The sequence below is a fragment of the Streptomyces sp. NPDC047028 genome, assembly GCF_040644095.1.
In the GTDB taxonomy this organism is placed as follows: Bacteria; Actinomycetota; Actinomycetes; order Streptomycetales; family Streptomycetaceae; genus Streptomyces.
In genome coordinates, this window is sequence record NZ_JBEYVS010000011.1 from 47121 (window position 1) to 73737 (window position 26617).

Sequence of the window (26617 nt, forward strand, 5' to 3'; positions counted from 1 at the left end):
GCCGACCGGAACCGGGTCACCCGCGTGAGGTAGCGCACACACCGCGCACCCCCTTCTTCGCCGCACCCGTGCGCGACCCTGTCCGGCGTCCCGCCGGGCCGCTGGAATCCAGCCGTTCTCGCAGGTGACCCGCCGTCCCTCCGTCACGCCTCCGCTGAAGGCAGCGGGGTGGGAGACGGCGCATTCGGTCACGTGCGCCCCCACTGTTCTGGCTGGTTGCGTACCTCTTTGTGAAAAGGCGTATTCGCTCCGTAAAGGTTGGGCGTACGCTCGGGCATATGCGGATTGGGGTTTCCTTAGGCCGGACGGGGCGGGGGCCCGGGGGAGGGTGGGGCGGTGCGAGAAGGAACGGTGGGGGCGATGAGTGAGGGCACGGTCTCGCTGCCCTGGCTCGTGATACGGCAGGACGACAACGGCAACCGCTACCGGGTCGGCCGGTACGCGACACGCGCCGAGGCCCAGAGAATCGCCGACAGCCTCGACGACCGGGGCCACAAGCAGCTCTACTGGGTCGAGCGAATCACCCACAACGGAGACGGCAGCCGAAACTGACCGCCGGCGGAACGGACCGGCAGCCGGGACGCACCGGCAGCCGGAAGGGGTCGGCAGCCGGAAGGGACCGGCAGCCGGAAGGCGGCCGACGACCGATCACGCCGGGAACGGACGCCGGTGCCGCCATCCGATCCGACAGCGCCCGGACTCGGACCCGGAATCGGGGCCGGCGCTGCCCATCGGGCCGGCACGGGGACGCGATCGGAACCGCTGCTGACCGTCGCGCCCCGCCCGGACCCGGAGGCGGGACGGGGCCGCTCGGTGACCCGGGCGATGTCGGTGGCCCGGGCGCGGGTGTCCGGGTTGTGGGCGCAACTGCGGTGTGCGGCGCTGCCGTAGGCTCCGCCTCATGACGGAACGGATCGTGGTGGTGGGAGCCGCCCTGCTCGACGCCGGCCGCCTGCTCGCCGCGCGCCGCAGCGCGCCCCCCGAACTGGCCGGACGCTGGGAGTTGCCGGGCGGCAAGGTCGAGGCCGGTGAGCGGACCGAGGACGCGGTCGTACGCGAACTCCGGGAGGAACTCGGCGTCGAGACGGAAGCCGTCGAGCGTGTGCCGGGGGAGTGGCCGCTGAAGCCGCCGTACGTCCTTCAGGTCTGGATCGTCCGGCTGCTCCCCGGGTCCGAGGCGCCCCGCCCCCTCCAGGACCACGACGAACTGCGCTGGCTCAACCCCGCCCAACTCTGGGACGTGCCCTGGCTCGACCAGGACGTCCCGGCCGTCCGCGAGGTCGCCGCCCGCCTCGCCGCGCAGGCGTACTGAGCGCACCCCGGCGGGTGCCGAACCAGTCGTACGCCGTTCGCGCCACAGTGTGCCCCTTCGCGCGGTACTGCGCCCCGGATATCGGGTATGTGCCCATTAATCCCATGAAAACGGACATGGGTGGGCCGGCCGGCCAGGGAAGTGATCGGCGTGATCGACACCGAAGGCGACTGCGCCGAGTGGACGTTCCCCGCGGAACCGGGTGCCGTGCGCTCCGCCCGGGTCGCCGTCCGCGACCAACTGCGCGGCTGGGACCTCGACGGCCTCGCCGATCTGACGGCCCTGCTGGTCAGCGAGCTGGTGACCAACTCCCTGCGGCACGCCACCGGGCCCATCGGCGTACGGCTGGTCCGCCCCGCCGCACTCGCCGACGCCCTGCGCGTGGAGGTCTCCGACCCGCTTCCCGACCCGCCGCGCGAACGCGTCGCCCGCCCCGAGGACGAGGGCGGGCGCGGCCTGCAACTGGTCGCCGGCGCCTCCCAAAGCTGGGGCACCCGGCCCGGCACGAACGGCAAGACCGTGTGGTTCGAGCTGGCGGTCCCGGAGTGAGAAAGGGCCGCCCTCCCGGCCCCGGCGCGCTGTCACGGACGTCCGCGGACCGTCCCCGGCGCGCACCGGGCCGGCAACAAGGTCCACAACAGGGACCCCGTAGGAGATTCGAGGGCGTGTTCCCTGGTTAGAAGACTGGAAGTGTTGTCGCGGCACGGTCCGAAAAAAGCCTGGACCGAGCTGTGATCGTGAACACCGTGTCGTGCGGCCCCGTAGTGCTGGATACTGCGGGCAGCCGCCTTTCGGTGACCGGTACCGGACGCGGTGAGCTGGAGGGGACGGTTCGCGTGAGCGAGATACCAGCGAAGGCCACGGAGTCCGAGGACCCGTCGGACGGCGCGAGGACGCGGGCCGCGGAGGCTGCCGCGGCACCCGGCGAAGCCATGTGGCAGAGCAGTCCGCCCGGCTCGATCTACGACTACATCAAGGTCGCCTCGTTCGCGATCGGCTCCGACGGCCTCGTCGAGCAGTGGAGCCTGCGCGCCGAGCAGCTCTTCGGCATCCCCGCCGAACGCGCCGTCGGCACGGACCCCATAGAGGCGTTCATCGATCCCGACCTGCGCGAGCGCGGCCAGCGCAAGATGGCCGAGATCCTCGACGGCCGGGAGTGGACCGGAGTCGTCCCGTTCCGGATGCCGGACCGGCCCGACGGGCAGCGCGGCGAGGAAGGGCTCGCCGAGGTCTACGTCATGCCGACCCGGACCGTGGAGGGCGAGAAGGCCGCCGTCTGCATCGTCGTCGACGTCCGCACCCTGCGCAGCATCGAGACTGACCTCGCCGCCTCACAGGCCATATTCGGCCAATCACCGTTCGGCTTCCTGCTGATCGACCCGGACCTGCGGGTGCGCCGCGCCAACATGCGGTTCGCCTCCACCTTCGGCGGAACCCCCGACGACCACCGCGGCAAGGGAGTTCACGACTACCTGCCGCGCCCCGAGGCCGAGCGGGTTTCGGCCACGCTACGGCGGGTGCTGGACACCGGCGACTCCATCACTGACATGCACGTCACCGGGCACGTCCCGGGCTCCGACGAACGCCGGCACTGGTCCGTCAACCTCTACCGCGTGCACAGCGGCAGCGGCCGGCCCATCGGCATCGCCTGGCTCGGCACCGACATCACCGCCCGCCGCGCCGCCGCCCGCGAGGCCGCCGCCGCCCGCCGCAACCTCGCCCTGCTGAACGACGCCGGCGCCCGCATCGGCAACTCCCTCGACCTGGAGACCACCGCCCGGGAACTCCTCGACGTCGTCGTCCCCGGCTTCTGCGACCTCGCCACCGTCGACCTCTACCAGGGACTGCTGGCCGGCGACGAGAACCCGCCCGGCCGCGCCGACGGCAGCGCGGAACTGCGCCGGGTCGCCTTCGCCAGCGCCGTCTCCGACGCGCCCTTCAGCGCCTCCGGGGAACCGGTCAGGGTCGGCGCCGTCCACCACTACCCCTTCAACTCGCCCTGCGCGGACGCCCTGCGCACCGCACGCCCGCAGCGCATCCCCGCCGAGGAGGGCGGGCTCGTGCAGTCCACGCTGGCCGTGCCGATGGTCGCCCACGACACCGTCGTGGGACTCGCCCAGTTCTCCCGGACCAAGGGCAGCGAACCGTTCGGGGACCGCGACCGGGACCTCGCCGTCGAACTGGCCGCGCGCGCCGCCGTCTGCATCGACAACGCGCGCCTGTACCGCCGCGAGCACGAACGGGCGTTGATACTGCAACGGTCCCTGCTGCCGCCCGGCGACCCCGAGGCCTCCGGCCTGGACATCGCCTGCCGCTACCTCCCCGGCAACGCGGCCACCGAGGTCGGCGGCGACTGGTTCGACGTCATCGAACTCCCCGGCCACCGCACCGCCCTCGTCGTCGGCGACGTGATGGGCCGCGGCCTGCGCGCGGCCGTCGCCATGGGCGAACTCCGCACGGCCGTACGCACCCTGGCCCTGCTGGACCTCGAACCGGCGGAGGTACTCTCCGCGCTGGACGAGATCGCCCGCGGCCTCGGCACCCCCGGCGGCGTCCAGCAGGCCACCCGCACCGCCCGCCAGCCCCGCGACGCAGACCTGTCCGAGGTCTACCTGGCGACGTGCGTGTACGCCGTCTACGACTCGGTGACCCGGCGGTGCACCTTCGCCAACGCGGGCCACCTGCCGCCCGTCCTGGTCGAACCCGGCGAGGCCGCGCTCATGCTCGACGTGCCGCCCGGGATGCCGCTCGGTGTCGGCGGCGAACCCTTCGAGGAGGTGGAGGTCGAACTCCCCGAGGGCGCCCTCCTCGCCCTCTACACCGACGGCCTGGTCGAGTCCCGCGACCACCCCCTGGACGAGGGCCTCCAGGCGTTCGTGGGGGCGCTCACCGACCCCGCCCACCCCTCGACCCCGGCGTCACCGTCGCGCACGGCCACCCACCGCGACCTGGAGGACGTCTGCGACCACGTCCTCAGCACCCTCGACACCCACCACGGCGAGGACGACATCGCCCTCCTGATGGCCCGCGTCCAGGGTCTGCCCGCCGAGTCCGTCGGCGACTGGACGCTGCCGCGCGAACCGCGCAGCGTGGGCCGCGCCCGCGAGTACGCCCGCGCACAACTCCTCGACTGGGACCTGGAGCCCCTCGTCGACACGACGGAACTCCTCGTCAGCGAACTGGTCACCAACGCCCTGCGCTACGGCGAGGGTGAGATCAGACTCCGTCTCCTCCTCGACCGCACCCTGGTCTGCGAGGTCTGGGACTCCGGCCTGGTCCAGCCCCGCCGCCGCCGCGCCCGCGACACCGACGAGGGCGGCCGCGGCCTCCAACTCGTCGGCCTCCTCAGCGCCGCGTGGGGCTCCCGCCGCACCCCCCGAGGCAAAACAGTCTGGTTCGAACTCCCCCTCCCCGGAGCAGAAACCACCCTGACAGACCCGGCGGAGGCGTTGCTGAGCCTGTTCTGACCAGCGCCCCGAAGGGGCGCGGGGCTGTGTCTATGTGCGGCTCCGCCGCGTGGGCGCGACCGGCCACGACGGCGCGGCATCCGAACGAGGACGCTGCGGGCCCCGGTAGGGGCGCGGGGCTGTGTCTATGTGCGGCTCCGCCGCGTGGGCGCGACCGGCCACGACGGCGCGGCATCCGAACGGACGACGCTAGGCCCCCGGAGGCTCAGTGACCCCGCGGCGCCCACGAGTCCCCGGCCCACCGAAACTCGCCGGCGGCCCCCCGCAGGGATCCTCGGCCAGAAGGACCCCGCCCAGTACGGCCCCACCGATCCCGACGGAGTCCGCCCCGCCCCCGGCATACGGGTTCCCGTGGGCCCGCACGTCCCGCTCGGCCAGCTCCCGCGCCCGACGTGCGAGAACGTCAGCCTCGTCAGCCCGGCCGGCCCCGACCCCCCGCGCCGCCTCCGCGAGCAGCGCCCGCGCCTCCGCGTCCACCGGCCCCCGATGCACCGTGACGAACTCCTCCGCCCCCGCGACCGCACTCCGTGCCACCAGCAGCGCCGCCGCCTCCACCACCCCGGACGCCCCTGTCTCCAGCCGTTCGACCGCCCGCGCGATCCGGCGCAGCGCGTCCAGCGGGTCGTACGGCCCCCCGGTCAGCTCCTCCCGTACGGCACCCAGCACGCCGTCGGCGCGGGCGAGCCGGGCGTGCAGCTCACCCGGCGCCAGGGACGCCGGCGCACCCCCCTTCCGCGCCGCAGCGATCGCCGCCTCCCCGCCCGTCAGTGCCGCCGGCACCAGTGCGGCCGCCTCTCGCAGCTCGGCCGCGAGCCGCTCCACCCCGCCGACGAGCACCCCGGCCTGCGCGACAGCGCCCTCCGCGGCGCGCAGATCCCGGGCCGCGCGCCGGAAGTCACCGGAATCGGTGCTCTGCCGGGCGGCGTTGAGGTGGGTGGTGGCGAACACCAGCCGGTCCTGGGCCTGTTCGACGTACCCGGTGACGGCGGCGACACCCGAGGGCTTGAATCGTCCACGCAGCTCCGCCTCGGTCTCCCGTGCGCGTGCCGTCCGCACGGTCAGCTCCCTGAACCGCCCCTCGCAGACCTCCAGTGCCGCCCCCACGTCCTCCACCAGCCCCCGGAGCCGGTCGAGACCGTCCGCCTCCGCGTCCAGCAGCCGCCCCGCCTCCGCACACCGCCCGACGACACCCACCAGCGCCTGCCGCCGGGCCGCCGGGTCCTCGGGTGTGCCCTCCTCGTAGCGCCGCCATATCGCGAACGCGGCCGACAGCTCGGTCCCGGCGCTCCCGAGGGCGTGCCGGTACGGCTCGGTGTCCGCCTCGCCGAACCGCTCGGCCACGAAGGACAGTTCCTCCCGGCTGGTGCGCACGCAGTCGTCGGCGAGGACCAGCGCGGCCCGGGCCTGCCGTTCGGACTCGGCGGGGGTGGGGGTGGCGGGCCGCGCGGACACGAGCCCGGGGGTCGTCCGGGTCCGGGCCCGCCGGGTGCGCCTCAGGTAGCCGTATCCGGCCAGCACGCCGGCCGCGGCGACCACGGCGACAGGCAGGACGTAGTCGGTACCGGACGTCTCGTCCTGCCGCGGTGCGGCCGCACCGGCGACCGGCCCCGCCGCGGCGACGGGAACCGGATCTTGGGCGCTGATCGTCATCACCGGCAACACCAGCCACCCGGCTCCGACGACGACACCCAGTGCGGCACACCGGGACCGGCCCCGGAACTGGGAGGACGTCACATTCCGGAGCGTATGACCAGCCAGACGCCACCGCGACCGGGACGGATACGCCCGGGGGACGCAGCAAAGGGAGACGCAATGGACAACGAAAGGCCTCCCCACCCACCCGCACCCGCCGACGGCGAGCAGTCCCCACCGGGACCACCCGCACCCGACGACGAAAGTGGCACGGGTGGAGCGGGCGGGAACGAAGAACGAGCCGAAGGCGAAGCGGAGGCGACACGCACCCGGCACTGGCCGCGCCGAACGCGCCGTACCCTCCTCGCCGCCCTCCTGGCTCTCCTCCTCCCCCTCCTCACCGCCGAAACCGCCCTCCGCCTCAACTACACCGGCGACCCGAGACCCGGCACACACACCCGCCACCGCGACGCCCTCTGGCTGGGCCACGCCTGGGTGGACGGCCGGAAGACCGACAAGGACGTCAAGAAGCTCGCGGGCCGCCTGAGAACCACCGGAATCAAGGACCTGTACGTCCACGCGGGCCCCCTCGAACACGACGGAACGCTCCCGCAGCAGGCGTACCGGAAGGCGCCATGGCTGATAGAGACCCTGCACCGCGAACTCCCCGGCATCAGGGTCCAGGCCTGGCTCGGCGACGTCCTCGCCACCGAGAGCCCCGACGGCATGCACCTGGAGCGCGAGGCCACAAGGGACGCGATCGTCGCCTCGGCGAAGGACATCCTCGACGCCGGCTTCCAGGGCACCCACTTCGACCTGGAGCCCCTGCACTCAGGCGACCGGAACTACCTGAACCTCCTCGACCGCCTGCACGCCCTCACCCACTCCCGGCACGCCCTCCTCTCCGTCGCCGCCCACCAGATCGACCCGCTGCCCGCCTTCCACTCCTTCTGGGGCACGACGACCGGCCATCCCAAGTGGTGGTCGCAGGCCTACTTCGGGCAGGTGGCCCGCAGGGTCGACCAGATCGCGGTGATGTCGTACGACACCATGCAGCCGCTGCAGAGCCTCTACGGCGGGTACGTCGCCGAGCAGACCAGCCTCGCCCTGGAGGTCACCCCGAAGAGCACCGACCTGCTGATGGGCCTGCCCTTCTACCACGAGAACCGGTTCGGCCACTGGGGTCACGCGGAGACCGTCCCGGCCGCCGTGCGCGGCGTACGCCTCGGCCTGTCCCGCACCGACGCGGACCGGGCCCGCTTCGGCGTCGCCCTGTACGTGGACTTCGCGGCGACCGAAGCGGACTGGCGGGCCTACCGGGACGGCTGGGTCAGCGGCGCCTGATCTTCGAGCCCAGCCACACCAGCGGGTCGTACTTGCGGTCCGCGACCCGCTCCTTGAGCGGGATCAGCGCGTTGTCCGTGATCTTGATGCCTTCGGGGCAGACCTCCGTGCAGCACTTGGTGATGTTGCAGTAGCCGAGCCCGTGGTCGTCCTGGGCGGTGGCCCTGCGGTCCAGGCCGGTGTCCGCCGCCGCGTCCAGCGGGTGCATGTCCAGTTCGGCGATCCGCATGAGGAAGCGGGGGCCGGCGTAGGCCTCCTTGTTGTCCTCGTGGTCACGGACGACGTGGCACACGTTCTGGCACAGGTAGCACTCGATGCACTTGCGGAACTCCTGCGGGCGGTCCACGTCCTCCTGCATCATCCGGTACTCACCGGGCCCCACCCCGGCCGGCGGGACGAACGCGGGGATCTCGCGGGCCTTGGAGTAGTTGAAGCCGACGTCGGTCACCAGATCCCGGATCACCGGGAAGGTGCGCATCGGCGTCACCGTGATGGTCTCGTCGCGCTCGAACACCGACATGCGGGTCATGCACATCAGCCGGGGCCGCCCGTTGATCTCCGCCGAACACGAACCGCACTTGCCGGCCTTGCAGTTCCAGCGGACGGCGAGGTCGGGGACCTGGGTGGCCTGGAGCCGGTGGATGATGTCGAGGACGACCTCGCCGTCGTTCACCTCGACCTCGAAGTCCTCCAGGCCGCCGCCCTCGTCGTCGCCCCGCCACACCTTGAAGCGGGCCTCGTAGCTGCTCATTCGTACAGCTCCTCTTCGGCGAGGTACTTGACCAGCTCCTCCTTCTCGAAGAGGGCGAGCAGGTCGGCGCGGACGGGATCGGTGGTCTCGCGGGTCAGGGTGATCTGGCCCCGGCGCGGGTCGGTGGCGGCCAGGCCGCCGGTGGGATCGGTGAGGGTGCACAGCAGGTTCACGTTGCGCCAGGCGCGGTCCATCGCGGAGAAGTCCTCGCGGGTGTGGCCGCCGCGCGACTCGGTGCGCTCCAGCGCGGCCCGCGCCACGCACTCGCTGACCAGCAGCATGTTCCTGAGGTCCAGGGAGAGGTGCCAGCCGGGGTTGAACTGCCGGTGCCCCTCCACCCCGGCCCGGCGCGCCCGGACCCGCAGCGCCGCCAGCCGCTCCAGCGCCTCGGCCATCTCGCCCTCGCGGCGGATGATGCCGACCAGGTCGTTCATGGTCTGCTGGAGTTCCTGGTGCAGGGTGTACGGGTTCTCCGGCGGGCCCTCCTCGCCCTCGTTCTCCGCCGAGAAGGGGCGCAGGGCCTCCGCGGCGGCCGTGTTGACCTGGGCGTCGTCGACGGGCGGCCGTTCGTACGCCAGTCCCTGCGCGTACTCGGCCGCGTGCCAGCCGGCCCGGCGCCCGAAGACCAGCAGGTCGGACAGCGAGTTCCCGCCGAGCCGGTTGGAGCCGTGCATGCCGCCGGCGACCTCACCGGCCGCGTACAGGCCGGGCACCCCGCGCGCGGCGGCCGTGTCCGACTCGACGGCGATGCCGCCCATGACGTAGTGGCAGGTCGGCCCGACCTCCATGGGCTCCGCGGTGATGTCGACGTCCGCCAGCTCCTTGAACTGGTGGTACATGGACGGCAGCCGGCGCCGTACGACCTCGGCGGGCATCCGCGTGGACACGTCCAGGAAGACCCCGCCGTGCGGCGAGCCGCGGCCCGCCTTGACCTCGGCGTTGATGGCGCGGGCCACCTCGTCGCGAGGGAGCAGCTCCGGGGGGCGCCGGTTGTTGTCGGGGTCGTCGTACCAGCGGTCGCCCTCGTCCTCCGACTCGGCGTACTGCTCCTTGAAGACGTCCGGGACGTAGTCGAACATGAACCGCTTGCCCTCGGAGTTGCGCAGCACCCCGCCGTCGCCGCGCACCGACTCGGTGACGAGGATGCCCTTCACGGACGGCGGCCAGACCATGCCCGTCGGGTGGAACTGCACGAACTCCATGTTCAGCAGCGGTGCCCCGGCCAGCAGCGCGAGCGCGTGGCCGTCGCCGGTGTACTCCCACGAGTTCGACGTCACCTTGAAGGACTTGCCGATCCCGCCGGTGGAGAGGACCACGGCGGGGGCCTCCAGGACGAAGAAGCGGCCGGTCTCGCGCTCGTAGGCGAACACTCCGGAGACCCGCGAACCGTCCTTGAGGACCCGGGTGACCGTGCACTCCTGGAAGACCTTCAGCCGGGACTCGTAGTCGCCGGTCTCCCGGTGGTCCTCCTGCTGGAGCGAGACGATCTTCTGCTGGAGGGTGCGGATCAGCTCCAGGCCCGTGCGGTCACCCACATGGGCGAGGCGCGGGTACTCGTGGCCGCCGAAGTTGCGCTGGGAGATCTTTCCTTCCTTCGTACGGTCGAACAGCGCGCCCCAGGTCTCCAGCTCCCACACCCGGTCGGGGGCCTCCTTGGCGTGCAGCTCGGCCATCCGCCACTGGTTGAGGAACTTCCCGCCGCGCATCGTGTCGCGGAAGTGGACCTGCCAGTTGTCGTGCGGGTTGGCGTTGCCCATCGACGCCGCGATGCCGCCCTCGGCCATCACCGTGTGCGCCTTGCCGAACAGGGACTTGCAGATCACCGCCGTACGGGCGCCCCGCTCGCGCGCCTCGATCGCGGCCCGCAGCCCGGCGCCCCCGGCACCGACCACGACGACGTCCCACTCCTGCCGGTCCACCACGGACATCAGTACAGCCCCACTCGTCTAGAAGAAGCGCGGATCGTCGAAGACACCGGACGCCACCAGGTACACGTAGAAGTCGGCGAGCGCCACGCTCAGCAGCGACGCCCAGGCCAGCTGCATGTGGCGGGCGTTGAGCTTCCCCACGAACTGCCAGGCCTTGTACCGCACCGGGTGCTTGGAGAAGTGTTTGAGCTTGCCCCCGACGATGTGCCGGCAGGAGTGGCAGGAGATGGTGTACGCCCAGATCAGCGTGATGTTGACCAGGAAGACGACGGTGCCGAGGCCCATGTGGCCCCAGTGGTAGTGCGTGTCCCGGAAGGACAGCACGGTGTCGTAGGTCAGGACGGCGGCGACGAGGATCGCGGCGTAGAAGAAGTACCGGTGGATGTTCTGGAGGATCAGCGGGAAGCGGGTCTCACCGGAGTACTTCGCGTGCGGTTCGGCGACCGCGCAGGCCGGGGGCGAGGCCCAGAAGCCCCGGTAGTAGGCCTTGCGGTAGTAGTAGCAGGTCAGGCGGAAGCCCAGCGGGAAGATCAGGATGATGATCGCCGGGGAGATCGCCCACCACGCCCCGAACAGGTCGTAGTTCGGGCCCGCGTGCATCGTCCGGCAGTTGTCCGCCAGGCACGGCGAGTAGAACGGCGACACGTAGGGCGCCGAGTAGTAGTCCGCGTTCGCGAAGGCCCGCCACGTCGAGTAGACGACGAAGGCGAGCAGACCGGCCGCGGTGGCGGCGGGCGCCAGCCACCACCGGTCGGTCCGCAGATGGGGTGCGTCGATCGCGGCGCGGGTCGCGGACCGTACGCCGCCGCTGTTCTGTTGGGGTTCCGTACCAGTGGCCAACTCTTTGACTCCGGTCGGGCGAGGGGTTGGGGGCCGCCTGCGGTCAGCGCTCAGGGAGCGTGACGGTCGCGGGCGCCGAGACCCTCGTCGTCGGAGTCCGTCCACAGGCTGATGTCGTACGGCGTGTCGGAGATGGTGACGAGTTCGGGGCGCCGGGGCTGGGACGGGCCCGGGGCCGCGTCCCGCAACAGCGCCACGCTCTCGCGCAGCCGGTCGGCGTCGGCGCGGACGCGGCGCATCTCCAGCCCACCGCGCCCGAGCTGCTGTTCGAGGCGGCTGACGGACCGGGACAGCTCGTCGAGACTGCGCTGGACCGATGTCAGTTCGTCGTGCACGGACATGACGTACCTCATTTCCGCGGACCTCTCGGCCCTACGTGGCGACGTTCATGCGCCTGCGAGTGTTGCGCGCCACACCTGCCGCTGTGAAGGGATGTGCAGCGATTGGCGGATCGCACATCCGTCCCGTGCCTCCGCCTTGCGCCACTTCCCTCCGTCCGTGCGCCGCGTTGCGCCGCACGGGTGGCTTCGGGGCCCGCCGTCGCCGTGTCGCGCCCGGCGGACGAACCCCTTCCCCTTCAGTAGGTCCCGTCCATAGATCTGATCAACTCCAAAATACCGCCAAATGTGAACATAACCCACCCATGACAGCGGCGGAAGCGGTTCTCCGGAGGTAGCAGAGATGTCCCACGACGGCGTCGGCCTGCGCGCGGTCTCGCGTTCGGTCGCCTTCCTCACCGCGGGAGCGCTCGCGGTGCCCCTGCTCGCCGGCTGCGGCTCCGACGAGGAGACGAGCAAGCCGCTCGCCGCCCAGGACATCGTGCCCGCGGCCCGCAACCTGGTCGCCGACGGCGGCACGCTGAAGTGGGCCGTGGACGCCGTACCGGAGACCCTCAACGCCTTCCAGGCCGACGCCGACGCCGGCACCACCCGGATCGCCCAGGCCGTGCTGCCGGCCATGTTCCGCACCGACGCGAGCGGCCGGCCGGTGCGCGACGCCGACTACCTGGAGTCCGCCAAGGTCATCGAGACCGAACCCCGCCAGGTCGTCCTGTACAAGCTGAACCAGCAGGCGGTGTGGAGCGACGGCCGCGAGATCGGCGCCGCCGACTTCGTCGCCCAGTGGCGCGCCCTGTCCGGCAAGGACAGCGCCTACTGGACCGCCCGCAACGCCGGGTACGACCGCATCTCCAAGATCGAGCAGGGAGCCAGCGCCCTGGAGGTCCGGGTCACCTTCAGCCGCCCCTACGCCGACTGGAAGTCGCTGTTCTCCCCGCTGTACCCGAAGGACGTCATGGGCACCCCGGACGCCTTCAACGACGGTGCCCGGCGCAAGCTGAAGGTCACCGCCGGACCCTTCAAGGTGGACAAGGTCGACACCGCCGACAAGGACGTCGTCCTCACCCGCAACCCGCGCTGGTGGGGCGAGGCCCCGAAACTGTCCGAGATCGTGCTGCACGCCGTGCCCCGCGACAAGCGGGCCGCCGCGCTCGCCGACGGCACCGTGGACGTCGCCGACATCGACGCCGCCGACGCCGAGCGGATCAACCTCGCCGCCGGGAAGAAGGGCAACCAGGGCCCGCTGACGGGAGGTGGCAAGACCTCCGCGAAGAAGCTCCGCTCCTGGGCGCTCGCCCACGGCTTCGACTCCGACAGGATCCCGCACAGCACCGACAAGCTGCGGCACACCATCAGCACCTACCTCGAGCAGCAGGACGCGCTGCGCGCGGTCGACGTGCGCAAGTCGCTGGCGCCCGCCTACACCCAGCTCGCCCTCAACGGCTCCGCGGGACCCCTCACCGACGAGCGGGTCCGCCGGGCCGTCGCCCGCGCCCTGGACCGCGAGGAACTGGCCAAGGTGGTGCTGACCCCGCTGGGCCTGCCCGCCGTCCCGGTCGGCAGCCACCTCGCGCTGTCCGGCCAGTACGACTACGCCGACGACAGCGACGCCCTCGGCGACCAGGACACCAAGCAGGCCGCGGCGCTCCTCGCCGACGCGGGCTGGGTGTCCGGCGGGCCGGTGAAGCAGGAGAAGAAGGGCGAGAAGGCGGCCGGCCCGGAGGACAAGGACTCCAAGGCGTCCGGCAAGAAGGGCTCCAAGGCGTCCGGCGACGACGACGGCACGTACATCGTCGGCGAGGACGACAAGGGCGAGCGAGGCGACGAGGGCGAGCGAGGCGACGAGGGCGGCAAGCACCTCGCGCAGGACGGCAAGCAGTACTCCGGGGACCTGAAGAAGGGGGGCGCGCCGGGCGCGTACGCCCCGAAGGGCACCGCGGCCCCGGCCGGCGCCCCGGCCGCGCCGCTCGCCAAGGACGGCAAGGCGCTGAACCTGCGGTTCGTGCTGCCGTCCGGACCGGGCTCGCAGACGCTGAACACGGTGGCCGAGCGGATCTCGGCGATGCTGGAGCAGGTCGGCATCCGCACGACGATCAGCAAGGTGCCGGACGACAGCTACTTCAAGGACCACATCGCCGCAGGGGACTACGACCTCGCCCTGTTCTCCTGGCCGGCCTCCGCGTTCCCGGCGACCGACGCCCGGCCGATCTTCGCGAAGCCGGTGCCGGCGGCCGACGGCTCGGTGAACATCGGGCAGAACTACACGCGGGTCGGCACCGACCAGGTCGATCAACTGTTCGAACAGGCGGGGGCGACGCTGGACGAGGACGAGGCGCGGGACCTGATCCGCAAGGCGGACTCCCGCATCTGGGCGGAGGCGGGGTCGATTCCCCTCTACCAGCGGCCCCAACTCGTCGCGGCCCGCGCCACTCTGGTCAACGTGGGCGCGTTCGGCTTCCAGACGCCGGTGTACGAGGACATGGGCTTCCTGAAGAAGGGCGCGAAGATTCCGGCCGCCGGCCCGGCAAAGAAGTAGAGGGTGCGGTTTCGTCGCCGGGTGCGGACCGGTGGGGGCCGTTCGCGCAGTTCCCCGCGCCCCTGGGTGGGTGCAGCTGACCGGCGCTGACAGGTGCTCGCCACCGCTGTGGGCAATCGTTCCGCAGGGCGATGGGGGTCCCCCGCTCGAGCGAAGCCGAGAGTGGGGGAGGGTGGGCACAGCCATCAGCGCCGGGTGCCGGTACAACAGGGCTGAACTGGGAAGACCCCACCCGGCGAGCCCCCGCGGCGGCGGACCCGTACCATGGGGTGAGGCCGTGGCGTGTCCAGCCCGGCAGGCCCGCGTCACACGGACGTACTCAGCAGGGCCTCCTCACCACTCTGGGAGTTCGCCGCACTATGGCCACGCGCCACGACATCCGCAACGTCGCCATCGTCGCCCACGTCGACCACGGCAAGACCACCATCGTCGACGGCATGCTGAAGCAGGCCGGCGCGTTCGCCGCCCACCAGCTCGACCAGGTCGACGACCGGGTGATGGACTCGAACGACCTGGAGCGTGAGAAGGGCATCACGATCCTCGCCAAGAACACGGCGGTGAAGTATCACCCCAAGGACGGCGGGGATGTCATCACCATCAACATCATCGACACCCCCGGCCACGCCGACTTCGGCGGCGAGGTCGAGCGCGGCCTGTCGATGGTCGACGGTGTCGTGCTGCTGGTGGACGCCTCCGAGGGCCCCCTCCCGCAGACCCGGTTCGTGCTGCGCAAGGCGCTCCAGCAGCGCCTGCCCGTCATCCTGTGCATCAACAAGACGGACCGCCCCGACTCCCGGATCGACGAGGTCGTCAACGAGACGTACGACCTGTTCCTGGACCTGGACGCGGACGAGGAGCAGATCGAGTTCCCGATCGTCTACGCCTGCGGCCGGGACGGCGTCGCCTCGCTGACCAAGCCGGACGACGGCACGGTGCCGACCGACTCCACCAGCCTGGAGCCGTTCTTCTCCACGATCCTGGAGCACATCCCGGCCCCCACCTACGACGAGGCCGCTCCGCTCCAGGCGCACGTCACCAACCTGGACGCCGACAACTTCCTCGGCCGTATCGCGCTGCTCCGCGTCGAGCAGGGCGAGCTGCGCAAGGGCCAGACGGTCGCCTGGATCAAGCGGGACGGCAGCGTCAGCAACGTCCGCATCTCCGAGCTGATGATGACCGAGGCGCTCACCCGCAAGCCCGCCGAGAAGGCCGGCCCGGGTGACATCTGCGCGGTCGCCGGTATCCCGGACATCATGATCGGCGAGACCCTGGCCGACACCGAGAACCCGGTCCCGCTGCCGCTGATCACGGTCGACGAGCCCGCGATCTCGATGACGATCGGCACGAACACCTCGCCGCTGGTCGGCCGGGGCGGCACCGGCAAGGGCGCCGACGCGAAGTCCGCCGTCAAGGACCGCAAGGTCACCGCCCGCCAGGTCAAGGACCGCCTCGACCGCGAGCTGATCGGTAACGTCTCGCTGCGCGTGCTGGAGACCGACCGCCCCGACGCCTGGGAGGTGCAGGGCCGCGGTGAGCTGGCGCTTGCCATCCTGGTGGAGACCATGCGCCGGGAGGGCTACGAGCTGACGGTCGGCAAGCCGCAGGTCGTCACCAAGGACGTGGACGGCAAGACGTACGAGCCGGTCGAGCGCATGACGATCGACGTGCCCGAGGAGCACATGGGTGCGGTCACCCAGCTCATGGGCGTCCGCAAGGGTCGGATGGACAACATGTCCAACCACGGCTCGGGCTGGGTGCGCATGGAGTTCGTCGTGCCGTCGCGCGGTCTCATCGGTTTCCGGACCGAGTTCCTGACCCAGACGCGCGGCACCGGCATCGGCCACTCGATCCACGAGGGTCACGAGCCCTGGTTCGGCACGCTGACGACGCGCAACAACGGCTCGCTGGTCGCCGACCGCGCCGGTGCCGTCACCGCGTTCGCGATGACGAACCTTCAGGAGCGCGGCGTGCTGTTCGTGGAGCCGGGCACCGAGGTGTACGAGGGCATGATCGTCGGAGAGAACTCCCGCTCCGACGACATGGACGTCAACATCACCAAGGAGAAGAAGCTCACCAACATGCGGTCCTCGACGGCCGACGTGGCGGAGTCGATCGTGCCGCCGCGCAAGCTGTCGCTGGAGCAGTCGCTGGAGTTCTGCCGCGACGACGAGTGCGTCGAGGTGACCCCGGAGGCCGTTCGCATCCGCAAGGTGAACCTGGACGCCCGCGAGCGCGCCCGCGCCGCGAGCCGCGCCAAGCACGGCTGATCGACCAGGCCCCTGAGCCCGGGTGCCCCCATGATGGGGGTGCCCGGGCTTTTTGCAACCCGTTTTTCGCGCCCGGCACGCGATCATTGTCCGGAATGCGGACTTCCAGGCCCGCTAGTCAGGCAACACGTCCGTTTCGTGGCCTTCTCCCGGCGAACAGTTTGTCCATTTTTCGGAAGATCCAGGCGTCAGCTGTGACTGAATTGAGATCTACGACCGGTGGTCGCCACCTGGCTCATGGCAGATAGTTAGCCGCGTAGCGCTCGGGTCAATGGGTCTCGCGCTGTGGGGACAGCGCCGACTCACGAGCACCAGGGGGTGTTTGACCCTCCGTCAGGGGTGACGGAGGGCAGACGTCGAACCCCCTCCTGTCGGTGAACACGTGAAGTCATGAGGAGGAACCCCCATGCGCGGTGTCACGAACGCCAGGTGGGTGAGGAGTAGCCCGGCCGTTTAGTGCGGCCGTTCAACTACGCGCGTCCGACAGGGATTTCGCGCGTACTCGGAGTACCCGGGCACCTCTCACACTCATACCTGTGAAACGGATGAACCGTGACAAGTCCTATCGACATTGAGGGCGGCGGGACTTCGGTCGTCGTCGACGGCGAACCACAGCCGAAGACGAAGCCCGAGGACGTCAAGCTCGAAGGCCGGTCTCCCGGCCGGCTCATGTGGACGCGCTTCAAACGTGACCGCACGGGCGTCATCTCGGCCTACGTCGTGGGCTTCTTCTTCCTGGTCGGGCTCTGCGCACCGCTCATCGCCAAGCTCTACGGGAAGAATCCTTACACCGTCTACGCCGACGAGCGTCCGGAACTGTTCGACAGCGCGGGTGTGCCGGTGCAGCCCAACGGCGGCATCAGCGGCGAGTTCTGGTTCGGCCTCGAACCCGGCAACGGTTACGACGTCTTCACCAAGCTCATCTACGGCATCCGCACCTCGCTGATGATCTCGGTCGCCGTCACCATCGCGGTCGTCGTGACCGCCATCCTGCTGGGCGTCACGGCCGGCTACGCCGGCGGCAAGACCGACTACTTCATCGGCCGGGTCATCGACTTCCTCCTCGCCTTCCCGGCCCAGCTGTTCTTCATCGCGAGCATGCCGGTCGTGGTCTCCCTCTTCGTGAGCCCGCGCGACGAGACACCCACCTACGTCCGGGTGGTCGCCCTGATCCTCGTCCAGTGGTTCCTCGGCTGGATGGGCCTCGGCCGCATCCTGCGCGGCACCGCGCTCGCCCTGCGGGAACGGGAGTTCATCGAGGCGGCCAAGGTGAGCGGCGCCTCCCCCTGGCGGATCATCCGCAGGGAGATGCTGCCCAACGTGGTCACCCCGCTGCTGGTGCAGGCGACGTACCTGCTGCCCGGCTTCGTGACCGCCGAGGCGGGGCTGTCCTTCCTGGGGGTGGGCATCGTCGAACCCACGCCCGACTGGGGCCAGATGTTCTCCAAGGCCTCCACGGAGCTGGTGATGCAGAACGACATCACCTACATGTTCTTCCCCGGCGTCTCGATGATCATCTTCATCGTCGCGTTCAACCTGCTCGGGGACTCGGTCAGGGATGCCTTCGACCCCAAGTCGGCTCGCTGACCCGGCACTTGCACCGCAGACCGGCTCGGATCGCACGGCAACTCGTTCGTGCGCACGTCGTTTCACGCGCACGTCATTCATTCGCACGTCATTCATTCGCACTGGTGACACGCAGATCGCACTGGTGACACACAGATGGGTGGGAATCCTCGTGATGAGTAGGGGCGGACGCCACGCATACGGCGCGCTCTCCGTGCTCGCGGCCGGAGCTCTTGTGCTCACCGGTTGCAGCAAGGGCGGCAGCGACACCGGCGGTGACAGCAAGAAGGACCAGCAGAGCGCCAAACGCCAGCAGGCCTCCATCAAGTTCGGCGACGCGTCGGACTCCACGGGCCCCGCGGCCGCCGTGCCCGGGGCCAAACCGGGCGGCACCATGGAGGTGCTCCAGCGCGACAGCTACGCGCACCTGGACCCGGGGCAGATCTACGTCTCCGACGAGATGTCGGTCGCGCAGCTGCTGCACAGAGGCCTCACCGGCTACAAGTCGACGAGCAATGACGGCCACGAGCACGAGGTCGTCGGCGACCTCGCCACCGACTCCGGCACCACCACCGACGGCGGCAGGACCTGGAAGTACACCCTCAAGGACGGCATCAAGTTCCAGGACGGCACGCCGATCACCTCCAAGGACGTCCGGCACACCGTCGAGCGCCTCTTCGCCCCCTTCATCAACCAGGGCCCCACCTACCTCCAGCAGTGGCTGGCGGACACCCCGGGTGCCAAGTACCGCTCGCTCCTCAAGGACGGCCCGTACAAGGGCAAGCACCTGCCCGACTCGGTCCTGTCGACCCCCGACGCCAAGACGATCGTCTTCCACTTCAAGACCCCGCACCCCGACCTGCCGTACGCGCTGGCCATGGCGGGCTACTCGATCGTCTCCGAGAAGGGCGACACCAAGCAGAAGTACGACCGCGCGCCGCTGGCGACCGGGCCGTACAAGATCCAGTCGTTCAAGTCCGGCAAGTCCATGGTGCTGGTGAAGAACACCAACTGGGACCCGAAGACGGACCCGATCCGCCACCAGTACATCAACCAGTTCAACTTCACGTTCAACCAGCAGTTCGAGACCTCCACCAAGGCCCTGCTGGCGGACACCGGCGCCGACAGGACCGGCATCAGCTTCAACAACCAGGTCGACGCGGGCAACCTGTCCCAGGTGCTGCGCGACCCGAAGATGAAGTCCCGCACGGTCTCCGGCTACCAGCCGTACGTCGGCCAGATGAACATCAACATGAGCCACAAGGCCATGCAGGACAAGACGGTCCGCGAGGCCATCGCCTACGCGCTGCCCATCACCCCGTTCGTCCGCGCCTACGGCGGCACCGACGCGATGGAGGTCGCCGGCGGACTGATCTCGCCGACCGTCTCCGGCTACGACCCGACGTTCGACCCGTGGGGCAAGAAGAAGAAGCCCGCCGGTGACCCGGCCAAGGCCAAGGCGCTGCTGAAGAAGGCCGGCAAGGTCGGCATGAAGCTCACCTTCGGCTACATCAACACCCCCGAGGGCCAGCAGTACTCCACCGCCATGGCGGCGGGCCTGAAGAAGGCCGGCTTCGACGTCCAGCGCCAGGAGATCCCCGCCGAGACCTTCTACGACCAGGTCTCCAAGCTGAACAACAACTACGACATCTTCCACACCGCGTGGGGTGCCGACTGGCCGTCCGCCTCCACCGTGATCCCGCCGCTGTACGACGGCCGCGCGATCGCCGACGGCGCGACGAACTACTCGCAGATCAACGACCCGAAGGTCAACAGCGACATCGACCGGATCAACAAGATCACCGACCCGGTCAAGTCGGCGGCCGAGTGGGAGAAGGTCGACCAGTACCTGGTGAAGGACGTCGTCAACGTCGTCCCGACCGCGTACTACAAGCAGACCCAGATCGCCGGTTCCAAGGTCGGCGGCCTCGTCTACGACGACGTGATCGGCGGCGTCGACGCGCGTCGCCTCTACATCAAGTAACCGTCCCCGCCCGGTACCCGGCGCACCGCCCACCAGGGGGAGCGCCGGGTACCGGCCGGACCGCCGACGTCAGAGAGCTGCCCCTGCCATGCTGCGCTTCCTCGTCCGCCGGACCCTCGGTGCCGTCGTCATCCTGTTCCTGCTCAGCATCGTCGCGTTCCTCATCTTCTTCGGGATGCCCCGGGACCCGGCGCTGCTGATGTGCGGCAAGACCTGCAACCCCGGCGCCATCGCGAACATCCACCATGTGCTCGGCCTGGACAAGTCGATCCCCGAGCAGTACTGGATCTTCCTGCACAACCTCGTCCTGGGCAGCAGCCAGTTCGCCCAGGGTCCCTGTCCCGCCCCCTGCTTCGGGTACTCGTACCACACCAACGAGCAGGTCTGGGCGACCCTGATGGACCGCCTGCCCACCACCTTCTCGCTGACGCTGGGCGGCGCGATCTGCTTCCTGATCGTCGGCCTCGGGGCCGGCCTGCTGGCGGCCTGGCGGCGCGGCACGGTCATCGACAAGACGGCCACCGCCGGCGCGATGGTGCTCAGCTCGATGCAGATCTACTTCCTCGGCCCGCTGGCCCTCGCGGTCCTCGTCTACCAGACCCACTGGTTCGACAAGCCGGCCTACAACAACTTCACCGCCGACCCCGTCACCTGGTTCAGCGGACTGATCATCCCCTGGGTGGTCCTCTCCACGATCTTCGCCGCGCAGTACACCCGTATGGCCCGCTCCTCGATGATCGAACAGCTCCAGGAGGAACACGTCCGCACCGCCCGCGCCAAGGGCATGTCCCGGCGGTACGTCTTCTTCCGCTACGCCTGGCGGGGCTCGCTGATCCCCATCGTCACCATCTTCGGCATCGACCTGGGCTCCCTGCTCGGCGGCGCGATCATCACCGAGACCACGTTCAGCCTGCCCGGACTCGGCCAGCTCGCCGTTCAGGCGGTCTTCTTCAGCGACCTGCCGCTGCTGCTCGGCGTCATGCTCTTCTCCGCCGCCATGATCCTGCTGTTCAACATCATCGTCGACGCCGCCTACGCCTTCATCGACCCGCGCGTGCGGCTGTCCTAGGAGCGCTGTCGTGACCACTGTGACCAAGGAGTCCGGGACCACGGACCCGGCCGGCACCGGCCCCCTGCTCTCGGTACGGGACCTGCACGTCAGCTTCAAGACCGAGGACGGCGTCGTGCGGGCCGTGGACGGGCTCTCCTTCGACGTCCGGCGCGGCAAGACCCTCGGGATCGTGGGGGAGTCGGGCTCGGGGAAGTCGGTCACCAACCTGACCATCCTCGGCCTGCACAACCCCGTGTTCACCACCGTCGAGGGCGAGATCCTGCTCGACGGCCAGGAGCTGACGACGGCACGCGAGTCCGAACTGGAGAAGCTGCGCGGCAACAAGGTCGCCATGATCTTCCAGGACCCGCTGACCGCGCTCTCCCCTTACTACACCGTCGGCCGGCAGATCGCCGAGCCGTACATCAAGCACAACCGGGCCTCCAAGAAGGAGGGCTGGGAACGCGCCGTGGAGATGCTCGGCAAGGTCGGCATCCCCAACCCGCGCGAGCGGGCCAAGGACTACCCGCACCAGTTCTCCGGCGGTATGCGCCAGCGCGCGATGATCGCCATGGCCCTGGTCTGCGACCCCGACCTGCTGATCGCCGACGAGCCGACCACCGCGCTGGACGTGACCGTCCAGGCCCAGATCCTGGATCTGCTCAAGAACCTGCAACAGGAGTTCGGATCCGGCATCATTTTCATCACCCACGACTTGGGGGTGATCGCGGACATGGCCGACGACATCATGGTGATGTACGCGGGCGGCGCGGTGGAGCGGGGCACGGTGGAGGAGGTGCTGCGCGCACCCCAGCACCCGTACACCTGGGGCCTGCTCAACTCCATGCCCCGCCTGGACTCCGACCTCACCGCCCCGCTGGCGCCCATCCCGGGCACCCCGCCGTCCCTGCTCACCCCGCCGTCCGGGTGCCGCTTCCATCCGCGCTGCACGTTCCAGGACCGGGTGGAGGGCAGCGGGCGCTGTGTGTCGGAGCAGCCCCTGCTGGCTCCCGACCGGGCGTCGGCCTGCCATCTGACCGCCGAGCAGAAGCGGACCATCTTCACCGAGGAGATCAGACCCCGCCTGGGCTGACCCCTTCTCCTGGCCTGTCCGTCAGTCCCTCTGTCCGAGGAGGACACCGCATGAAAGAGGACCTGGTCCTCCCCGCCCCGCGGGAGACGGCCGCCGGCGCGGACGGCGAGCCGCTGCTGGAGGTCTCGCACCTGGTGAAGCACTTCCCGGTCAAGGGCGGCTTCCCGATCCGCCGGACCGTCGGCCACGTCCAGGCCGTCGACGGCATCGACCTGACCGTGCACGTCGGCGAGAGCTTCGGCCTGGTCGGCGAGTCCGGGTGCGGCAAGTCGACCACCGGCCGGCTGATCACCCGCCTCATGGAGCCGACGAGCGGCACGATCTCCTACCGGGGCCGCGACATCAGCCACGCCTCCCGCAGGGAGCTGGCGCCGATCCGCTCCGAGATCCAGATGATCTTCCAGGACCCGTACTCCTCCCTGAACCCCCGCCAGACGGTCGGCAAGATCATCTCCGGGCCGATGGAGATCAACGGCATCAATCCGCCCGGCGGCCGCGAGAAGCGGGTCCGCGAACTCCTGGAGATCGTCGGCCTCAACCCCGAGCACTACAACCGCTTCCCGCACGAGTTCTCCGGCGGCCAGCGCCAGCGCATCGGCGTCGCCCGCGCGCTCGCCCTCGAACCGAAACTGATCATCGCCGACGAACCCGTCTCGGCCCTGGACGTCTCCATCCAGGCCCAGGTGGTCAACCTCCTCCAGAAGGTCCAGAACGAGCTGGGCATCGCGTTCCTCTTCATCGCCCACGACCTGGCCGTCGTCCGGCACTTCTCCCAGCGCGTGGCGGTGATGTACCTCGGCAAGATCATCGAGGTGGGCGACCGCGAGTCCATCTACACCCGCCCCCGCCACCCCTACACCCACGCCCTGCTGTCCGCCGTACCCGAGGTCAACCTCACCGACGGCGAGGACGAACGCCGCGAACGCATCCGCCTGGCCGGCGACGTCCCGTCCCCCATCTCCCCGCCCTCCGGCTGCCGCTTCCGCACCCGCTGCTGGAAGGCCCAGGACCGCTGCGCCACCGAGGAACCCCCCCTGATCCAGCTCTCCGGCAACGGCCCCACCCACCTCACCGCCTGCCACTTCCCCGAGGACCCCACCACGGAGGCCCGCTCCGAGGACATCATCCTGGACCCGGCACTGGCGGCACTCGAGGACCCAGCCGAGCCTGGAAAGACCGGCTGAGGGGCGCCCGAAGGGGCGCGGGGAACTGCGCGGCCAGCCCCAACGGCGCGGCACGTTACAGCGAACCTCACTCCTCGCCGAGGTCGACCTCGTCCTCGTTCTCCTCCTCGTCCAGGTAGTTTTCTGCGAGCGCGTCCCGCAAGTGTTCCTCCAGCGGCTCGCCCAGCTCATCCTGAGTGACAAGGGCCCGGCACAGGATGTTCAGGGGATACAGGGCACGGTCGGGTCCGTTCTCCGGGAGCGCCACGCAGGGGGTGTCGAGCACGCCCGTAGGCGCGCCCGGGGCGAACAGGGGCGGCATCGGGGCGTCGGCGGGCAGGTCGGCGTCCCGTTCGTACTTCCACACCGTGCCCCTGGTGCGGCAGATCGCTTCGCCGAGGTACCAGACGGCGCCCTGGACGAAGGGGTCGAGCCGGCGGGCGCGGATCTCGACGTCCGAGGTGAACGTGTCCCGGAGGCGGGCCTCCAGCGCGTCCAGGGAGCCGGCGCCGAAGTCGAGTCGGCCGGCGGCGCCGGTCTGCTTCGCCCATGCCTCGAACGCCTCGCGGCGCTCGGTCAGCCAGGCGAGGAGCGAGGGGTGCCGGATGGGGTCCATGCCGTGATGCGCGGAGGTGGTCATGGTGGGCCACCGTAGCGAACCGTCCGGGCTGACGATCCGTTGACGATCAACACCCGTGAATTATTTGTGAGTTGACGCGCCGAAGCGCCGGAAATCGTTGCGCTGTGCGTTGGCTGTGGTTCTAGTGTGGGAGGTGAAGTGGGCGGAGACATGTCACGGGGGCCCTATCCCCGCCCACCGACCACGTCCCCTGTGCCCCCCACCCGGGACAGACATTGAGCACACCCATCAGAGTCCGGCTGAGCCGCCGGCTGGCGACCGCGTTCGCGGTCGCCTCGGCGGCCGGCATGATGCTGGTCGGACTGCCGCCCACTCTCGCCCACGCCGCACCCGGCGACACCGCGCAGATCATCGGCGGCAAACGCTGCGACGAATACCACCTCGGCAAGAGGTACGCCACGACCCCGCCGAACTCCGGCGCGCCCGTCGGCGGCGGCCAGTTCGAGGAGGCCTACAGCGGCCCGCCCGGCCAGTACTTCTACGACAACACCTTCAAGGGCTGGGACAACCTCCCCGCCCCCAGCCCCGGCGACCTCTCCGAGGCCGGCAACACGGACGCCGACATCGACAAGTGGGACGCCGAGTACGCCAAGTCCAAGGACGCCGACGACATGAAGCGGGCCATCTACGCCCGCTACGGCCGGTTCAAGGCGACGGCGAAGAACCCCAACATCGGCTGGGGCAACTGGCTGAAGAACCGGCTCATCCTCAACCAGAAGAACAACCGCAAGGGTTCCTCCTTCGAGGCCAAGACCGTCCGCGACTACAACCTGATCGGCCCGGACTGGCTGTGCGAGGTCACGGTCGAGATCAAGGACAAGGACGGCAAGGTCATCGCCCGCCGCAAGTACGACACGTACAACCAGCGGACGAAGGTCGACTTCGGCGAGTTCAAGTCCACCGCGAAGTACCGGTCCAAGCAGTTCCGCGACGACAGCGTCGTCCTGCGGCACAAGGACGCCAACCACGACTTCACCAAGAGCAAGCTCACCGTCTACGGCGGTGAGAAGGCCAGCAAGGGCACCGTCAGCAAGTACGGGCAGCTGAACCGCGAACTGCAGGCCGAGCGCGGCACGACCGGCAACCCGGTCCGCATCTACCAGCGCAACGCCACCGGCCAGGGCGTCTACCCCACCACGAAGTACTCCAAGACGTACGACGTGATGAACCCCAACCCCAAGCAGGGGTCGGCCGGTCCCATCGACGACCTCGCGTTCGGCTCCGGCAAGACCCCGGCCGAGGCGAAGGCCATCCAGCGCCAGTACCAGGCCGTCAACACCCGCTCCGCGCTCGGCCGCGGACCCGGCGGCGTCGACTTCACCACCCTGGAACTCCAGTACGTCGGCAACCCCGTCAAGGGCAAGGCCCTGGACTACTCGTTCAAGGCCGACTACGTGGACGACGAGGACACCACCCCGGGCTACGGCGGCCGGGCCAAGCTCCAGCTCGCCTCCGACGCCATGTTCACCTGGCTCGCCCTCACACCGGACAAGTTCTGGGTCAACCTCAACCCGGACCAGCCCGACAAGATCATGGACTCCACGTTCGCGAAGACCGACGCCGGCCGGGTCCTGCTGGAGTCCGACTTCGCGATGAAGGCCGACTTCGCGCACGCCATGAACCCCAACAAGAACCCGGACGCGAAGAAGTTCTGGGACACCGCACCGCGCCGCGACGGCACACCCTGCTTCCCCTCCGTACGACTGTGGATCGAGCCCAAGCCCGCGAAGGTCCGTGAGCAGGACGGCGGCATCTACATCCTCGACGCCCCGCTGAAGGTGTCCACCGAGTGGATGGACGTCAAGTACCACCCGCCGGGCGCCCGCGTCTGCGACCTCACCGCACCGGAGAAGCGCGCCAGCGAGGCCCTGCTGCGCCAGTTCGTGATCCCGCGGGTCGACAAGGAGGTCAACACCGGCGCCGGGTACGCCGACCTGCGCCGCGTCTACAAGTCCCGCGTGGCCGCCGAGTTCATCCGCCAGCAGGACGCCAAGAAGGCCACCGACTTCCGGCCGATCATCAACAGCAACAACGTGGGCCGGTGGCCGCTGCGCGCCCCCAACCAGAACTGGACCAAGCAGGACACCTACCAGAAGTACCTGAAGTCCCTGCGCGAGGGCATCGACTGGTTCGAACTCCGCTACGGCGGCAAGGTCTACAACCAGGGCGTGGGCGGCGTCGACTTCTCCAAGCAGCCCGAGAAGAAGATCAGCAAGGCCCGCTTCACGGTGGAGCACCCGTCCCTGGACAAGACCACCAAGCGCTCGCTGCGCGAGGAGACCGGCTACCGCAGCACCTACACCGGGTACTTCGGCGGCAACGGGGCCGCGAAGGGCGACCACGGCGGTACGACACCGCCCAGCCCGACGCCGACCCCGACCCCCTCGGGCAAGCCGACCCCGCAGCCCTCGCACACCCCGGGCAGCCCGGCGCCGAGCAGCCCCGGCCACCAGAGCCCGCCGGCCACCGTCCCGCCCCGGGGCGACGGCGGATCGAACGGTGACGGAGGCGGCCTCGCCGACACCGGCACCCAGATCGGGCTCGCCGCAGCCGCCGCCGCGGTGCTCCTGGCGGCCGGCGTCGTCCTGTTCCGTGCGAAGCGGGGCCGTCCTGGCCGCCACTGAACGGCCGTAGCCCCTGATGGACAGCGGCGCCCCTGCCCGCCCCTCGCCGGGGGCGGAGCGAGGGCGCCGCTTCACGTCCGC

19 protein-coding genes are annotated in these 26617 nt (G+C 70.1%); 13 read left to right on the forward strand and 6 right to left on the reverse strand.

Features of this window, described 5'->3' with window-relative positions; genetic code table 11:
- The first annotated feature begins 360 nt into the window (after positions 1-360).
- The 4 genes from ABZ854_RS12545 (at position 361) to ABZ854_RS12560 (ending at position 4779) form a co-directional block, all read left to right on the forward strand.
- The gene (locus tag ABZ854_RS12545) at positions 361-552 is read left to right on the forward strand and encodes an SPOR domain-containing protein (protein WP_361208442.1); all 192 of its coding nucleotides are present in this window, start codon (positions 361-363) and stop codon (positions 550-552) included.
- A 349-nt stretch (positions 553-901) separates the two neighbouring features.
- Complete coding sequence (locus ABZ854_RS12550; RefSeq protein WP_361208445.1) at positions 902-1312, forward strand: (deoxy)nucleoside triphosphate pyrophosphohydrolase; 411 nt, start codon at positions 902-904, stop codon at positions 1310-1312.
- Between the two features lie 120 nt (positions 1313-1432).
- On the forward strand, positions 1433-1861 hold the full coding sequence (locus ABZ854_RS12555) for an ATP-binding protein (RefSeq protein WP_361208448.1): 429 nt from the start codon (positions 1433-1435) through the stop codon (positions 1859-1861).
- Positions 1862-2148: 287 nt separating this feature from the next.
- Entirely contained in the window at positions 2149-4779 is a 2631-nt protein-coding gene (locus tag ABZ854_RS12560) for a SpoIIE family protein phosphatase (RefSeq protein ID WP_361208451.1), read from the forward strand.
- Positions 4780-4968: 189 nt separating this feature from the next.
- Here the strand turns inward: ABZ854_RS12560 and ABZ854_RS12565 are convergent, their stop codons facing one another.
- Positions 4969-6513, reverse strand: coding sequence for a hypothetical protein (locus ABZ854_RS12565; protein ID WP_361208454.1), 1545 nt, complete (start codon positions 6511-6513; stop codon positions 4969-4971).
- Positions 6514-6591: 78 nt separating this feature from the next.
- Between ABZ854_RS12565 and ABZ854_RS12570 the strand changes: the two genes are divergently transcribed.
- Positions 6592-7755: a hypothetical protein gene (locus ABZ854_RS12570; RefSeq protein ID WP_361208457.1), complete on the forward strand. Its 1164-nt coding sequence runs from the start codon at positions 6592-6594 to the stop codon at positions 7753-7755.
- Here the strand turns inward: ABZ854_RS12570 and ABZ854_RS12575 are convergent.
- From ABZ854_RS12575 to ABZ854_RS12590, 4 genes are read right to left on the reverse strand one after another with little or no spacing between them, the layout of a single operon-like run.
- Positions 7742-8506: a succinate dehydrogenase/fumarate reductase iron-sulfur subunit gene (locus ABZ854_RS12575; RefSeq protein WP_361208460.1), complete on the reverse strand. Its 765-nt coding sequence runs from the start codon at positions 8504-8506 to the stop codon at positions 7742-7744. The two genes, ABZ854_RS12570 and ABZ854_RS12575, sit on opposite strands and share 14 nt — an antisense overlap.
- Positions 8503-10434: a fumarate reductase/succinate dehydrogenase flavoprotein subunit gene (locus ABZ854_RS12580; RefSeq protein WP_361208463.1), complete on the reverse strand. Its 1932-nt coding sequence runs from the start codon at positions 10432-10434 to the stop codon at positions 8503-8505. Before ABZ854_RS12580 ends, ABZ854_RS12575 begins: the two co-directional genes overlap by 4 nt.
- An 18-nt stretch (positions 10435-10452) precedes the next feature.
- Positions 10453-11274 carry a hypothetical protein gene (locus tag ABZ854_RS12585; protein WP_361208466.1) on the reverse strand — a complete coding sequence of 274 codons (822 nt, stop codon included), beginning with the start codon at positions 11272-11274 and terminating at the stop codon, positions 10453-10455.
- 50 nt (positions 11275-11324) lie between these two features.
- Entirely contained in the window at positions 11325-11615 is a 291-nt protein-coding gene (locus ABZ854_RS12590) for a hypothetical protein (protein ID WP_361208469.1), read from the reverse strand.
- 340 nt (positions 11616-11955) lie between these two features.
- Here ABZ854_RS12590 and ABZ854_RS12595 point away from each other — a divergent pair, with 340 nt between their 5' ends.
- The 7 genes from ABZ854_RS12595 to ABZ854_RS12625 all read left to right on the forward strand — a co-directional run bounded on the left by ABZ854_RS12595 (position 11956) and on the right by ABZ854_RS12625 (position 23293).
- Positions 11956-14148, forward strand: a complete 2193-nt coding sequence (locus ABZ854_RS12595; RefSeq protein WP_361208472.1) for an ABC transporter family substrate-binding protein — start codon at positions 11956-11958, stop codon at positions 14146-14148.
- 359 nt (positions 14149-14507) lie between these two features.
- The gene (typA, locus tag ABZ854_RS12600) at positions 14508-16415 is read left to right on the forward strand and encodes a translational GTPase TypA (RefSeq protein ID WP_361208475.1); all 1908 of its coding nucleotides are present in this window, start codon (positions 14508-14510) and stop codon (positions 16413-16415) included.
- Positions 16416-16967: 552 nt separating this feature from the next.
- Positions 16968-18002: an ABC transporter permease gene (locus ABZ854_RS12605; protein WP_361208478.1), complete on the forward strand. Its 1035-nt coding sequence runs from the start codon at positions 16968-16970 to the stop codon at positions 18000-18002.
- Positions 18003-18156: 154 nt separating this feature from the next.
- Positions 18157-19965, forward strand: coding sequence for an ABC transporter substrate-binding protein (locus ABZ854_RS12610; RefSeq protein WP_361208481.1), 1809 nt, complete (start codon positions 18157-18159; stop codon positions 19963-19965).
- 88 nt (positions 19966-20053) lie between these two features.
- Positions 20054-21034, forward strand: a complete 981-nt coding sequence (locus ABZ854_RS12615) for an ABC transporter permease (protein ID WP_129306902.1) — start codon at positions 20054-20056, stop codon at positions 21032-21034.
- A 10-nt stretch (positions 21035-21044) separates the two neighbouring features.
- A complete protein-coding gene (locus ABZ854_RS12620) occupies positions 21045-22109 on the forward strand; it encodes an ABC transporter ATP-binding protein (protein WP_361208484.1) in 1065 nt (354 codons plus the stop codon).
- 50 nt (positions 22110-22159) lie between these two features.
- Positions 22160-23293, forward strand: a complete 1134-nt coding sequence (locus tag ABZ854_RS12625) for a dipeptide ABC transporter ATP-binding protein (protein WP_361208488.1) — start codon at positions 22160-22162, stop codon at positions 23291-23293.
- Positions 23294-23360: 67 nt separating this feature from the next.
- On the opposite strand, the gene ABZ854_RS12630 is transcribed toward ABZ854_RS12625, so the two are convergent.
- Positions 23361-23912 (reverse strand): hypothetical protein, encoded by a 552-nt coding sequence (locus ABZ854_RS12630; RefSeq protein ID WP_361208490.1) that lies wholly within the window; start codon positions 23910-23912, stop codon positions 23361-23363.
- A 215-nt stretch (positions 23913-24127) separates the two neighbouring features.
- Between ABZ854_RS12630 and ABZ854_RS12635 the strand changes: the two genes are divergently transcribed.
- On the forward strand, positions 24128-26536 hold the full coding sequence (locus ABZ854_RS12635; protein ID WP_361208493.1) for a hypothetical protein: 2409 nt from the start codon (positions 24128-24130) through the stop codon (positions 26534-26536).
- Positions 26537-26617 lie beyond the last annotated feature (81 nt).

Excerpts from the sequence above, each read along its gene's own strand:
- ABZ854_RS12580 (WP_361208463.1), bottom strand. The coding sequence starts at position 10,434 with ATGTCCGTGGTGGACCGGCAGGAGTGGGACGTCGTCGTGGTCGGTGCC.
- typA (WP_361208475.1), top strand. The coding sequence starts at position 14,508 with ATGGCCACGCGCCACGACATCCGCAACGTCGCCATCGTCGCCCACGTC.
- ABZ854_RS12590 (WP_361208469.1), bottom strand. The coding sequence starts at position 11,615 with ATGTCCGTGCACGACGAACTGACATCGGTCCAGCGCAGTCTCGACGAG.
- ABZ854_RS12615 (WP_129306902.1), top strand. The coding sequence starts at position 20,054 with ATGCTGCGCTTCCTCGTCCGCCGGACCCTCGGTGCCGTCGTCATCCTG.
- ABZ854_RS12630 (WP_361208490.1), bottom strand. The coding sequence starts at position 23,912 with ATGACCACCTCCGCGCATCACGGCATGGACCCCATCCGGCACCCCTCG.
- ABZ854_RS12550 (WP_361208445.1), top strand. The coding sequence starts at position 902 with ATGACGGAACGGATCGTGGTGGTGGGAGCCGCCCTGCTCGACGCCGGC.
- ABZ854_RS12595 (WP_361208472.1), top strand. The coding sequence starts at position 11,956 with ATGTCCCACGACGGCGTCGGCCTGCGCGCGGTCTCGCGTTCGGTCGCC.
- ABZ854_RS12545 (WP_361208442.1), top strand. The coding sequence starts at position 361 with ATGAGTGAGGGCACGGTCTCGCTGCCCTGGCTCGTGATACGGCAGGAC.
- ABZ854_RS12610 (WP_361208481.1), top strand. The coding sequence starts at position 18,157 with ATGAGTAGGGGCGGACGCCACGCATACGGCGCGCTCTCCGTGCTCGCG.
- ABZ854_RS12625 (WP_361208488.1), top strand. The coding sequence starts at position 22,160 with ATGAAAGAGGACCTGGTCCTCCCCGCCCCGCGGGAGACGGCCGCCGGC.
- ABZ854_RS12575 (WP_361208460.1), bottom strand. The coding sequence starts at position 8,506 with ATGAGCAGCTACGAGGCCCGCTTCAAGGTGTGGCGGGGCGACGACGAG.
- ABZ854_RS12570 (WP_361208457.1), top strand. The coding sequence starts at position 6,592 with ATGGACAACGAAAGGCCTCCCCACCCACCCGCACCCGCCGACGGCGAG.